A 13,325-nucleotide genomic window follows, 5' to 3' on the forward strand; every position below is an offset into this window, starting at 1 on the left:
CTTTATGAAAACTTTAACTATCATTGATACTTTTGGATTTTTTTTTAGAAGCTATTTCGCACTACCTCCACTTAAAAACCACGAAGGATTCCCAACAGGGCTTCTAACAGGTTTTGCAAAACTCATTATGCAACTTCATAGGGATTATCCTAAGGATTATTTAGTTTTTGCCCTTGATAGCGGTGGCGAAAATTTCCGTAAAAGCATAGACCCAAATTACAAAGCTAATCGTCCAGAAATTCCTAATGATTTAAAACTTCAACTTGAAGTAGCTATTAAATGGGTAGAAGATATGGGTTTTAAAAACATTAGCATTGAAGGCTATGAAGCCGATGATATAATCGCTTCTATTAATAAACAAGCTAATAAACTCAATATCCAAGTGCGTATTATTAGCCACGATAAGGATTTATACCAGCTCATCGATGGGGATACCTTTCTTTTTAATCCCAGCAAAAAAGAAGAAATTAGAGAAGAAGAATGTATCGCTAAATATGGAATCTCCCCTAAGCAATTCATTGATTATCAAAGTATTGTAGGGGATAGTTCTGATAATGTTCCTGGAGTTAAGGGAATTGGCACCAAAGGTGCTGCTGCCTTGCTTAACCAATTCCAAGATTTAGATTCTATTTATAATAATCTTGAAAGCATAGAATCTAAACGCACAAGAGAGCTTTTATCACAAAGCAAAGAAGACGCATACCGCAGCAAAAAACTCGTAACCTTAAGGGATGATTTATTAGAAAGCTTTGATTTAAGCGAATGTGAAATGCCCGAAGAATCCCCTTTATTAAATATTGTTGATTCTCTTAAACAATATGATTTAAATAGTATTTTAAAAAAACTCAATAAAAATCCCATTAATAAGAAAAAAATCATACAAAGGCAAAAGAATCAAGGGGATATTCCAAAACATTTTAATTACCAATCCCATTTAATCGATACCGATGAAAAATTACAAAAGATAATGCAAAACCTCACAGAGCAAACCATTATCGCCTTTGATACAGAAACCACTTCCTTAGATATTAAAGAATCTAAAATTGTCGGTTTTTCCTTTAGCATTGATGGTATAAATGCCTATTATGTCCCTATAGGGCATAATTACTTAGGCGTTGGCGACCAAGTAAGTTTGCAGTGTGCTAAAGCTTTTGTCCATAAGGTTTTTGAATGCCGCTATGTTATCGGGCATAACTTAAAATACGACTTAGAAATATTACAAACAAATTTTGATTTTACCCCTAAAGGCTTTTCAAACATTAAAGACAGTATGCTTCTTGCGTGGCTTTTACATAGCGATTCACTTTGTAATTTAGACTTTTTAATGAAAAAATATTTCAATCACGAAATGATTCATTATAAAGACATCGTGCATAAAAATGAAAATTTCTCCCAAATCCTTATCCAAAATGCGGTGCAATACGCAAGTGAGGATGCAGCAGCTTGTTATCAGCTCTATTTTAAAATTTACCATTGCTTAGAAGAAACCATTTTAGAAGTGGCAAACAATATTGAATTTCCCTTTATACAATGCCTCATTAGTATGGAGACTAGCGGGATTAAGCTTGATTTAGACTTTTTTCAAACCCTCAAAAACGAATCTAAAGAGAGGCTTTACCAAATCTCTGAAGAAATTTTCAAAATCACTAATAAACGTTTCAATTTAAATTCCCCTCAACAACTCGCTATTATCCTCTTTGAAGATTTAAACTTACAAGCAGGTAAAAAGACAAAGTCTGGATATAGCACCTCTGAAGTCGTCCTAAACTCTCTTTATAATGCCCACCCAATTATCCCAAAAATCTTAGAATACCGCGAACTTTTCAAGCTTTACAGCACTTATATAGAACCCCTCATACAACACGCAAAACTTGATAAAGAACATAGAATCTATACTTCTTTTATGCAAACAGGCACTAGCACAGGCAGATTAAGCTCAAAAAATCCCAATTTACAAAATATCCCTGTAAAAACTGCTCAAGGCAGACGCATAAGACAGGGCTTTATCGCTAAAGAACATCATCTTTTATTGAGTTTAGATTATTCACAAATTGAATTACGACTTTTAGCGCATTTTTCTGAAGATAAGGCAATGCTAGAAGCGTTTTTAAAAGATGCAGATATTCATTTAGAAACCGCTAAAAAAATCTTTGGTGAAGAACAAGCCTACCATAAACGATCAATTGCTAAAAGTATCAATTTTGGTCTTATTTATGGAATGGGTCCTAAAAAACTTTCTGAAACCCTTAACATTAGCTTCTCCGATGCCAAAACTTATATACAAAATTATTTTGAATCCTTTCCAACCGTTAAGGACTTCCTCAAAAACCAAGAAAATTTTATTTTAGAAAAGGGTTATTCCAAAACCTTATTAGGAAGAGTAAGAAAATTTGATTTTAAAGACGCACAAGAATACCAAAAAGCTGCCTTTTTACGCGAGGGAATTAATGCTATTTTTCAAGGAAGTGCTGCAGATATTATCAAAATGTCTATGAATGCCCTAACCCAAGCAAAACTTGAAGCAAAACTGCTTTTGCAAGTGCATGATGAATTAATCTTTGAATGCCCAGAAAATTTAGTGGATTCTCAAGGAGCTATGATTAAAGAAATTATGGAAAACATAACAACCTTAAAAGTCCCGCTAAAATGTAGTGTCAATAGCGGTAAAAATTGGGGAGAGTTAAAATAGCTACAATAAAGTAGGGATATTTAAAACATTGAATCCTAAGACTCATTTAAACCTAAGATAAAACACAGGTTAAATTTATCTTAAATCCCAATCAAGTGAAGTTCAATGAAAACTATTTTATGGTTTTCCATCTTAAAGCTTCAAAAGAGGCTTAAGATTACCACAGAGAGATTAAGAGCAACGCCCCAAAATACTATTTACTTAAAACACAAAAAATCCATAAAACCTTATAATTTGCATAAACTAAAAATTCTAGTGTTGTATTGCCCCAAAACTCAAAATAAGGGGATTAACTTTATCAAATAACATCAAAGCCATTATGAAGTTTGATGGAACAGCATTACAAAATCAAGCATAGACATCTAAAAGTAGTTAAGTAAATTAAGAAAAGAAATTTATGGAGATAAGATTCCCCAAAAGGGGAGAGGAATTAGAAGCTATATTTAGCTTCTACGCGGAATTTACCTCTTTTTTGATCATCTACATTTTGACCGTTAGAGTCCTTTAAACCAGTATCAGTTTGTAGGTAAGCATAGTAGCTAGAGAGTGTTAAGTTTTTACTATGTTTCCAGCTAATCGTTGGAGTGATTTCTGTAAATTTAATTTTTTGTGTGTCTTTAACTGAACTCGTAGAAAGTTTATTTTGACCATAAGCAAACTCTAAACCTAGATTTAAGCGATTATCGATAAATCCATAATTTCCAGCCGCATAGAAAACATTAATATCTTGATCTGTTTGAATTCCGCGAACACCATAACTTTGTAATGCTGAAGTGCTAATACCTGTTGCAGCATTATCCCACCACACTTTTCCTGCTCTTGAGACATTGCTTCCTTCATTTTCAAGTGCTACTGCGGTGCCATCTGCGAAGTTTGTGATATAACCTAAACGCACATCAAGAGGAAGCTGATAATCTTGTGTAAGATTTGCCCCTACTTCTAAGGCTAAAATATCATTGGCTTCTTTAATATTAGCGTGTTGTTTTCTATCTGCCACTTTACCATAATAGGTAGCAAAAATAGAATCTTTATCATTATTAATAGCTGCATAAGTATATTGTGCTTTTGCTCTTAAAAGACTATTTTTCCAAGAAAGCTCTCCAAATACGAGGGCATCTACTGCACTATCGATATAAAATCCCCAAAGCTGTCCTCCAAAGTTACCATAATCGGTATCAAGATTATAAATACCTGCAACCGCATAGAGATTTTTATCAATAGAATTATCAGTTGTTAAATTGGTTTGAGCAATACCATTTCCTACTGGAACATCATTCCTTGCTTGAATTGTTGCTTCATTAACCATCCAGCTATCAAAAGCTGTTGCTACTAAAGTAAGATTAGGCACATCATTATTAAGCACTAAGATACCTGTTCCTCTATCGCCATCAGGAGCATAAGTAATAGGAGTATCAAGAGGTTGCTTACCAATCTTTACTGTTGTAGCTGTGTTATCAGGAGTGATGGTTGCGTAGAAACTTCTAACACCAAATTGCCCATCAGCACCCGCACCTAAGCCAGTCCCTGCAAAATTAATATCTGAAGTACCTTTCCCGTGATTAACATTATTAGACTTGTTATACCATATCCCTAAATTAAGAGCAACATTATTAATAGCAGGTGTTTTAAAATCCGCTACTGCTCTCCATTGATGTGCTGCACTACCTCTACCGCTAACCCCAAATTGATTTTTATTGTATCTATCATCGGTATAGCGGTATCTTAAATAACCGCTAACATCCACACCTTTAATAGCTTCCTCTAAAGGCTGTGCGAAACTTGAAGTTGATAAAGCACCAAGTGCAATACTCGCTGCCAAACTTAATTTTAAAAATTTCATTAGATCTCCTTGTATTTTTTGAAATTACAAGCTTGATTGTAGCAAATTTAAAAGCAAAAAATCAAGTTATTTTGCCCTGCATTGCTACAATATCTTAAAATTCTTAAAATCCTATCAATTTTATGGGCTAAAAATTTATGGGCTAAGCTAAAAAGTTACTTAAAATTTTCGATACTTAAAATATAGAGACTTTAAAAATTTAAAAATTTTTTAAACACAATTTCAAATTCAAAACTATACAATATAAAGCAAAAACATTAAGGAGAAATTATGCGTGATATTTCTTGTGATACCATCACACAAGCGGTTAAAGAGTTATGTATTCAAGCTTGTTGTGTGGTTACTAAAGATATGTATGAGGCTTTTAGTAAAGCAAAGGAAAAAGAGCAATCCCCACTTGGCAAAGATATATTAGGGAAAATCCTAGAAAATGCGGATATTGCTAAAAAAGAAATGATGCCTATTTGTCAAGATACAGGAATGACGGTAGTCTTTGTAGAAATCGGGCAAGAAGTACATATTATCAATGGGTATTTAGAGGATGCTATTAATGAGGGAATAGCACAAGGCTATACGCAAGGCTTTTTGCGTAAATCTGTCGTTAAAGATCCTATCTATCATAGGGATAATACGCAAAATAACACTCCTGCTGTAATTCATACTAAAATAGTCCCCGGAGATAAGCTCAAAATCAAAGTTGCTCCCAAAGGATTTGGGAGTGAAAATAAAGGAATCTTAAAAATGCTTGTCCCCGCCGATGGATTAGAGGGGGTTAAAAAAGTGTTTTTAGAGGCAGTAGAAAATGCAGGTCCTAATGCCTGTCCTCCCTTAGTCGTAGGAGTGGGTGTGGGAGGCACTATGGAAAAATGTGCGATTTTAGCCAAAGAAGCAGCTATTAGAGCTGCAGATAGTAAGAATCCTAATCCTGAATATGCCAAACTTGAAGAAGAACTTGTAGAGCTTGCGAATAAAACTGGAGTAGGTCCTCAAGGGCTTGGGGGAAACACCACCGCCCTTAAAGTTAATATAGAAGTCTATCCTACACATATTGCAGGATTGCCTGTGTGTATCAATATCAACTGCCACGCCGCAAGACACGCAGATACAGAATTATAAAGGAAACTTATGGCAACGATTAAACTCACTACCCCCCTTACCAAAGAAAAGGCTAGAACACTAAAGGCAGGAGATAATGTCCTCATTAGTGGAAGTATCATCGCTGCAAGAGATGCTGCCCATAAGGTGCTTACAGAAACACTGGCTAAGGGAGAGAAACTTCCTGTTGAATTCCATAATGAAATCATCTATTATTTAGGTCCAAGTCCTGCTAATCCTGATAAAAATCAAGCGGTTGGGGCTGCTGGTCCTACAACAAGTGGCAGAATGGATAAATACACGCCTACTATGTTAGAATTAGGCATTAGCGGAATGATTGGCAAAGGTTACCGATCTAAAGAAGTTATTGAAAGCATTATCAAAAATGGAGCCGTTTATATGGTAGCTATTGGTGGAGCTGGAGCACTTATCTCAAGAAGTATCAAAAAATATGAGGTTTTAGCCTATCCTGAATTAGGTCCTGAAGCAGTGGCTAGACTTCAAGTAGAGGACTTCCCCGCTATTGTAGCTATTGATTCTCAAGGAAATAACTTCTACCAAGCAGGACAAACACCCTTTAGAACACTTGATTAATCGCTTTAAAGTAGGGGCTACTCCTCTATGAAGCTAGTAAATCTTTAGGATAATCCACTAGAGTTAGCCATTATTCTAACATTTAATAAATTTGATTTTAAACCATACTTAGCCAATAATACTTGCTATTAAAGGATTTAGTGTTTTTAAAATACTATATAGGGAGATAGGGGGTGTATTTTGGTATAGGAGTTCTTTTCATTTGAAAGGTTAAAAATCTCCTCGTGTGAAACATTGAAACCTAACCTTTATTTAATTTCTTTCTCCCTATACCAAAGGCGTATAATTTGTATGATCAATAAATAGCGTAAAATGCGTATATATATTATACACAAACATATAATTTATACATTTGTATAATTCATTCTATCTTAGCTTCATTAAAATAATAGTTTGAGTTTTAAAATACTCTAATTTAAAGCTCAAAATGAAATTTGGATTTTCAAAATATCGCAAAATACCTTTAAAAGTGTATTAAACAGCGTTTAAGGCACTCATAAAATCATTACAATTTAAAGCTACTCTATCACGAACCCTGTAATTTCAAAGTTTTGCCCTCTAAATTCTATGGTTTTATAAATCTTGTGTCGCTAAAAAACTTCAATTTTGTGCGTTTTTAAATATTTCATATATTATTTATCAAGCCCAACAATACATATTTCCATCATTAATGCTTACACCAAAAGATAGCTTAAAATTAAGGATAAAATCCCTTTGTCTAATAATAATTAAAAGGCTTAAAAGCAATAATCTTAAATAATATCTTGTGTGATTCCTATAGTCCTCTTGCATTGCTACCAACGCAGAATAAAACCTTTACTAATACCCATTAAGACAGGTTACTAGTAGAGTTTAAATCATCGGTAAGCGATCTCTCCGTGTAAAGATTGGTCTAGTCCATTTTCTTCTTGGTTTTCTTCTACGCGCAAGACAACAAAACAACTCATTATCTTTAAAATAACATAACTCACCACTGCAGAGAGTAGAAAACACGCTAAAATCGCTATTATTTGCACAAAGAGTAGGTTAAAATCCCCACTATAAAATAATCCTTCTCCTGCAGCTTCTTCGCTAACAATAGCATTAACAGAACTTGTAGCAAAAAGCCCAGTAGCAATACCTCCCCAAATGCCCCCTATTCCGTGCAAACCAAAAGCATCTAAGGTATCATCATAGCCTAATTTACTTTTCAAAAAACTAATCGCAAAAAAGCAAATAGGTGAAGCTAAAAACCCTATAACAATACTTGCAAAAGGTGTTACAAATCCTGCTGCAGGAGTGATAGCAACAAGTCCTGCTACAATCCCTGTAATACTTCCTAAAAGTGTTGGTTTGCCATATTTTGTCCATTCTATAATCATCCACGATAGCATTGCCCCTGCCACTGAAAAATTTGTGGTGATAAAGGCATTAACAGCGACAGAATTAACACTTAAAGCACTTCCAGTATTAAATCCTAACCAACCCATCCAAAGCAAGATTGCTCCGATAAATGAAAGGGGCAAACTATGGGGCAAAAGCCCTCTTTTAAATTTCCTCTTTCCTAACATAATACAACCTACAAGCCCAGCAACCCCAGCTGCAATATGGACTACCCCTCCCCCAGCAAAGTCTAAAGAGCCAATTTTCATAAGCCAACCTTCACCCCATACCCAATGGGCCAAAATATCATAGGCTAAAGCACTCCAACATAAGATAAAAATCAAAAGCACACCAAATCTCATACGCTCCACTAAGGAACCTGTAATAATTGCCGCTCCAATTACTGCAAAAAGCATTTGAAAAAAGACAAAAAGTTTTTCGGGTATATTTCCTACATAAGAATAATTCGTATCAATTAAAAAGATATGATTGAGACCCCCTAATATCCCTCCTTTATCCTCACCAAAAGCTAGGGTATAACCTAATATAATCCATTGCAAAGCAATCAAGGCATAAAGCATTGTGCTATTTAATATCGTGCTTAAGGTATTATTACGATTTACCATTCCTGCATAAAACAACCCCAAAGCTGGTGTCATTAACAAAACTAATGCGGATGAGGCAATTACAAAAAGAGTATCTACTGCAGAAATTTCCTCTTCTACCCCAAAAACAAAACCACCACTTAATAACAATATCCATAAACTTTTCATCTATTCTCCTTATATAGCATCAATCCCTTCTTGTCCTGTGCGTATCCTAATAACATTTTCTAAAGTAGAAAGAAGAATTTTTCCATCTCCTGTATTCCCTGTATTGAGGGTTTTTTTAGCGACTTCTATAATATCCTTTACAAGAATCTCTTTAGCGATAATCTCTATACGAATCTTAGGGAGTAAATCAATAGTCATCTCACTCCCTCGATAAACTTCGGTTTTACCCTTTTGATTCCCTGCACCCATAACATTACTTACAGTCATTCCTTTAATCCCTCTTTGCGCCAAAGATTCTTTTAAAGTATTGAGTTTTTCAGGACGCGTAATAATCTCAACCTTAAAAATTTTTTCCATAAAATCTCCTTTTTTGGAATGCAAAATTATAAAAAATTAAAACTTAACTTAAAATAAAAAACTATTTTATAAATTTAAGTTTTTAATTATAAATAAAATAGCTACAATAACAAATTTTATTAAGGGATGATATGCTTCAAATAGTTTCTACACAAGAATTTTTGTCTTTATCGCTTATCCTTGATGTAAGGTCTCCTAATGAATACCATAACTCCCATATTTCTAATGCTTTAAACTTTCCTGTTTTAGAAGATTCACAATACCAACAAATTGGCACTCTCTACAAACAAAATCCCTTTAATGCAAAAATACTAGGTGCTAGTATGATATGTGAAAACACTGCCAAACATCTTTTAAGGTTAAAAGAGCTTATCACTCCCTCTAAGCCCTTTGGCATCTATTGTGCAAGGGGTGGAATGCGAAGTCGCTCCTTTGGGCTTGTTTTAGACAATATTGGTTACCAAGTTTGTTTGTTGCAAAGTGGTTATAAAGGCTATAGAAAAGTCGTTACACAATCTTTAGATACAACCCCAAAGCACCACTTCCTAACCTTAATAGGACAAACAGGAAGCGGTAAAAGTGAGCTTATAGAGGCTTTTACAAATTCTTTAAATATCGAAAAACTCGCGAAACATTTAGGTTCTAGCTTTGGTCATATTTATGGGATTCAGCCCAATACTAAAAGCTTCCAAAACGCTCTTTTTACAAGATTAAAAGAGCTAGAAAACGCTCCCTTTGTGTTAGTAGAGGGTGAGAGTAAAAGACTTGGCAGTGTTATTTTGCCCTCTAAACTCTATGAAGCCTACCAAAAATCGCCTAAGATTCTTATCATCTCTCCACTTCAAGAGAGAATTGAACGGATTTTAAAACAATATGGTAATATTTCTGAAACCCTCTTTTATCAAGCTATGCAAAAAATTGCACCTTTTATGAAAAAAGAATTTTGGGAAGACGCTAAAGAAGCTTTTGCAAAAGGCGATTTGCCAAAAGTTGCAGAGATTTTACTATTACAATATTATGATAAAGTCTATAAAAAAGAATCTTATAATCACAGCTTAGCTTTTAAAAATACGCACGATACCCTACAAGAGATTTGCGAAATTGCTAAACTCTATTATCCTTAAAATATGATAGAATTTGAAAAAAATGGAGAATGTTTTGGATACTTACGAATATGGAGAATTACTCAAAAACCTAGAAATTAAAGTGCAAAATATCCAAAAGATTTTGCAACCTAATAAACTGGAAGCAAGAATTAAAGAAATAGAAAAACTAGAACAACAAAAAGAATTTTGGGAAGATGCCAAAAGAGCTGGAGAGTTGCAAAAAGAAAAGAAACGATTACAAAGACAATTAGAAAAATGCCACACCGCCTTAAATGCGTTAGCAGATTCTAAGGAACTTTTTGAAATCTCACAAAATGATGAGGAAACCCTGCAATTACTCTTTGGGGAATCTAAAGAGTTAGAACAACAAATTAAAAATGCAGAAATTGAAGTTATGCTAAATGATGAGCTAGATGGCAATAATGCGATTTTTACTATCACTCCTGGAGCGGGTGGGACAGAATCACAAGATTGGGCAAGTATGCTTTATAGGATGTATTTGCATTGGGGAGAACGTAGAGGATTTAGAGTTGAGCTTTTAGACTATCAAGAGGGCGATGAAGCAGGGATTAAAGATGTAAGTTTTCTTATCAAAGGTGAAAATGCCTATGGTTATGCAAAAGTAGAAAATGGTATTCATCGGCTTGTTAGAATCTCCCCTTTTGATTCTAATGCTAAACGGCATACAAGCTTCGCTTCTGTCTCTGTTAGCCCCGAGATTGATGATACTATTGATATTATTGTAGAGGAAAAAGACCTACGCATTGATACCTATCGTGCTTCAGGAGCTGGGGGACAACATATCAATAAAACAGAATCTGCTATTCGTATCACCCATATCCCCACAGGAATAGTCGTGCAATGCCAAAATGATAGAAGTCAGCACAAAAATAAAGCCATAGCCTTAAAAATGCTAAAATCAAAACTCTATGAGTTAGAGCGTCAAAAACGCAATGAAGTAAGTGCTAATCAAGAAAAAAGCGAAATTGGCTGGGGGCATCAAATTAGAAGCTATGTCTTAGCTCCCTACCAACAAGTTAAGGATTTACGCTCTCAAATTGCCTATAACAATGTAGATTCTATCCTTAATGGGGATATTGATGAAATCTTAGAGGGGGTTTTAATCCATATTAATTCTGCGTAAAAGATGGCTCGTATCTATCTTAAAATCAAAATAATCAGATTTTTGCTCACTATCACCAATAACTGTAAATTGTGAATTAGCCGCATTAAAATTTTTCTCTTGCAAATATAAAAGTCCATTAGCCACACGCGTTTCATAATTAGTTGGTGCTTCTAATTTAGAAAGCTGCAATAAAGCAGCAGCATTTTCTGTATGCCCCGCACCAATAGCCGCAACAGCTGCTAAAAATAAGGTTTGCGTATCATTTTCTTTCAAATCATCAATGAGGTTATTATAAAGCGTAAAAGCCTTTTCAAACTCTTGGAGATAAATATAAGTCAATGCTAAAGCCTGGGTAACTCCACGCACATCTTTTCTCTCTGAAATTAAACGATAATCTAAATCTTGTTGCACATAATGCAATGTCCCCACAATATGCCCTACTTTAATATACGTCTCTCGGACAATAGAGGGTCCATAGTAAATTAAATCCTTATTGAGATTTTTATCTTGGTAATAACTTTGAAGCTTCAAAGAAAGTGTTTTTGGGTCATCATAATAATTAAGTGCTAAGAGCTCTAAAAGATTGCTTAGAGGATCTGTTGGCTGAAGATTCTTTAGATGATGAGAGGAATTTATAAGTAAGCTTTGATCTCCTAATAATACCCCTTGGACAAAATTTAAAGCATAATAAATCAATATATTACTAGAGCTTTGTTCTAAAAATCCTAAAGATGCAGGAGAGCCATCACGAACAAAATTTAAAAGCACTTGCAAAAACTGCATTTCTTCCTTACTGCCTTGAAAATTCACAACTTCTTTTCCTACATCACTTTCAAGTCTTGAAAAATCTCTATGCGTAAGTTTTGCAGTTGCAAGTGCAAAAACCCCTACTTGAACATCTTTAGGGTTAAGGTGAAAAGAGCGGATAAAATGCTGGTAAGATTTATCATAATCTCCCATTTGTGCGTAATTTAAACCTAAATTATAATGCAAAATTGCGTGATTTGGGTATTGTGCTACAGCACTTTGCAAAATATCATTAGCAATTCTTATATCCCCGCTTAATATTTCTAAAATGGCACTGGCAATATTGCGATTAACTTTAGAAATAGTTTGCCCTCTTAAAAGCACTTCTTTAGCTTCTTGCAAGTTTTCAATAGAGATATTAATTCCTCCTTCTTGAATAACATATAATGCCTCTTTAGCGTCAAATACCTTATAAGGAGCGTAATAAAATAAAATTTCATAAGCATTAAGTTTAGATCCTCCAAACTCATTCCAAAAACGTTTTTGTGCAATATTTACATCAAAAAAATCATCCCTTAGAATGACCTTAATAGGATAAGGGTTTTTATTTATCATCTCTTGGTTATCCGCATAAGGTTTTAGAAAACTCACTGCTTGATTAAATCTAGCTAACTTCAACTTCACTAATGCAGAAGCCATATCTACTTCTAAAGTATTACCCGATTCATCAATAATCTGTGCTAAAAATTTATCCGCTTGCTGGTATTCACCAATTCTTGCATAAAGCAAAGCAAGATTAAACCATTCTTTAGACTCTAAAGAATCATTATCTAAATAAGCAATAGCTTTTCTATTACTATTAAAATAACTATACAAAGCTGCTAATAAACGATTATTTTGTTGCTTATAATAAGGTGTGTTTTGGTGTGTTAAAGGAGATATTGCTTCGATATAATTACCCTGATAATAATGAATAAGTCCGTATAAATAAGAGTGAATGGGTAAATTCGCAGCGTAAGGAAGATAGGTTTGAGCAAGTTGTAAATAATACTGGTATTGCAAAGGCTCCTTTAAATATAAGGAAGAAACAGCAGCATTTAAGGCACTAATAACTCTATATTCTCCTACATCAATAGCAGTTTGAAAAGATTTTAAAGCTCCTTTATAAGCCTCTTGTTGCATTTGTACCACACCTAAATTATAACTTGATAATCCTTCAGAATAACTAGCAATCCTACCATATAAATCAAGAGCTTCTTCTTTGTTGCCATTCATATAAAGAAAATTTGCCTTGCCAATAAGATCTTCTAACTCTCCCTCATCAACAATAATCTCTCCTCCACCTTCAATAGAAAATTGCGGAGGAGAAACTATGGCCTCTTCTTCTTGTGATGGCATTGCCTCTTCTTTAGAGAACAAAGATCCCATTATAAAAATAAAGGCTACTATCAAAACACCAAGCAATAAAGCAAGTATAACACTAAGTTTTTTATGGGTATTAAAAAAATGTAAAATCTTTTCAATTTTTGTTGTGGGCTTTTTTTCTTTGGACTTTTTGTCTAAAATATCACGGACAATATCAAAATCATCATCAAGTTGAATAATATTTTCTTTTGACTCTTCTGATGGCATAATA

General features: G+C 34.2%; 9 protein-coding genes. 5 read left to right on the plus strand and 4 right to left on the minus strand.

Features of this window, described 5'->3' with window-relative positions; translation table 11 throughout:
• The first annotated feature begins 4 nt into the window (after nt 1–4).
• Nucleotides 5–2,689 carry a DNA polymerase I gene (polA, locus tag LS72_RS00395; RefSeq protein ID WP_034553035.1) on the plus strand — a complete coding sequence of 895 codons (2,685 nt, stop codon included), beginning with the start codon at nt 5–7 and terminating at the stop codon, nt 2,687–2,689.
• 430 nt (nt 2,690–3,119) lie between these two features.
• Here the strand turns inward: polA and LS72_RS00400 are convergent, their stop codons facing one another.
• Nucleotides 3,120–4,529 carry a major outer membrane protein gene (locus LS72_RS00400; protein WP_034553040.1) on the minus strand — a complete coding sequence of 470 codons (1,410 nt, stop codon included), beginning with the start codon at nt 4,527–4,529 and terminating at the stop codon, nt 3,120–3,122.
• A 270-nt stretch (nt 4,530–4,799) separates the two neighbouring features.
• On the opposite strand from LS72_RS00400, the gene LS72_RS00405 reads away from it, so the two are divergent.
• Both LS72_RS00405 and LS72_RS00410 read left to right on the plus strand, forming a co-directional pair.
• Complete coding sequence (locus tag LS72_RS00405) at nt 4,800–5,645, plus strand: fumarate hydratase (protein WP_034553043.1); 846 nt, start codon at nt 4,800–4,802, stop codon at nt 5,643–5,645.
• Between the two features lie 9 nt (nt 5,646–5,654).
• Entirely contained in the window at nt 5,655–6,218 is a 564-nt protein-coding gene (locus LS72_RS00410; RefSeq protein ID WP_138154865.1) for a Fe-S-containing hydro-lyase, read from the plus strand.
• A gap of 857 nt (nt 6,219–7,075) precedes the next feature.
• Here the strand turns inward: LS72_RS00410 and LS72_RS00415 are convergent.
• On the minus strand, nt 7,076–8,293 hold the full coding sequence (locus tag LS72_RS00415) for an ammonium transporter (protein WP_034554308.1): 1,218 nt from the start codon (nt 8,291–8,293) through the stop codon (nt 7,076–7,078).
• 69 nt (nt 8,294–8,362) lie between these two features.
• Nucleotides 8,363–8,710, minus strand: a complete 348-nt coding sequence (locus tag LS72_RS00420) for a P-II family nitrogen regulator (protein WP_034554301.1) — start codon at nt 8,708–8,710, stop codon at nt 8,363–8,365.
• A gap of 131 nt (nt 8,711–8,841) precedes the next feature.
• On the opposite strand from LS72_RS00420, the gene mnmH reads away from it, so the two are divergent.
• Together mnmH and prfB are read left to right on the plus strand one after the other, a co-directional pair.
• A complete protein-coding gene (mnmH, locus tag LS72_RS00425) occupies nt 8,842–9,834 on the plus strand; it encodes a tRNA 2-selenouridine(34) synthase MnmH (protein ID WP_034554302.1) in 993 nt (330 codons plus the stop codon).
• 34 nt (nt 9,835–9,868) lie between these two features.
• Nucleotides 9,869–10,960, plus strand: a complete 1,092-nt coding sequence (prfB, locus tag LS72_RS00430; RefSeq protein ID WP_034554304.1) for a peptide chain release factor 2 — start codon at nt 9,869–9,871, stop codon at nt 10,958–10,960.
• On the opposite strand, the gene LS72_RS00435 is transcribed toward prfB, so the two are convergent.
• Complete coding sequence (locus LS72_RS00435) at nt 10,937–13,321, minus strand: tetratricopeptide repeat protein (protein ID WP_034554305.1); 2,385 nt, start codon at nt 13,319–13,321, stop codon at nt 10,937–10,939. The two genes, prfB and LS72_RS00435, sit on opposite strands and share 24 nt — an antisense overlap.
• Nucleotides 13,322–13,325 lie beyond the last annotated feature (4 nt).

The organism is Helicobacter apodemus, assembly GCF_000765745.2.
GTDB classification, from domain to species: domain Bacteria; phylum Campylobacterota; class Campylobacteria; order Campylobacterales; family Helicobacteraceae; genus Helicobacter_D; species Helicobacter_D apodemus.

Excerpts from the sequence above, each read along its gene's own strand:
- polA (WP_034553035.1), top strand. The coding sequence starts at position 5 with ATGAAAACTTTAACTATCATTGATACTTTTGGATTTTTTTTTAGAAGC.
- LS72_RS00400 (WP_034553040.1), bottom strand. The coding sequence starts at position 4,529 with ATGAAATTTTTAAAATTAAGTTTGGCAGCGAGTATTGCACTTGGTGCT.
- LS72_RS00405 (WP_034553043.1), top strand. The coding sequence starts at position 4,800 with ATGCGTGATATTTCTTGTGATACCATCACACAAGCGGTTAAAGAGTTA.
- LS72_RS00410 (WP_138154865.1), top strand. The coding sequence starts at position 5,655 with ATGGCAACGATTAAACTCACTACCCCCCTTACCAAAGAAAAGGCTAGA.
- LS72_RS00420 (WP_034554301.1), bottom strand. The coding sequence starts at position 8,710 with ATGGAAAAAATTTTTAAGGTTGAGATTATTACGCGTCCTGAAAAACTC.
- mnmH (WP_034554302.1), top strand. The coding sequence starts at position 8,842 with ATGCTTCAAATAGTTTCTACACAAGAATTTTTGTCTTTATCGCTTATC.
- LS72_RS00435 (WP_034554305.1), bottom strand. The coding sequence starts at position 13,321 with ATGCCATCAGAAGAGTCAAAAGAAAATATTATTCAACTTGATGATGAT.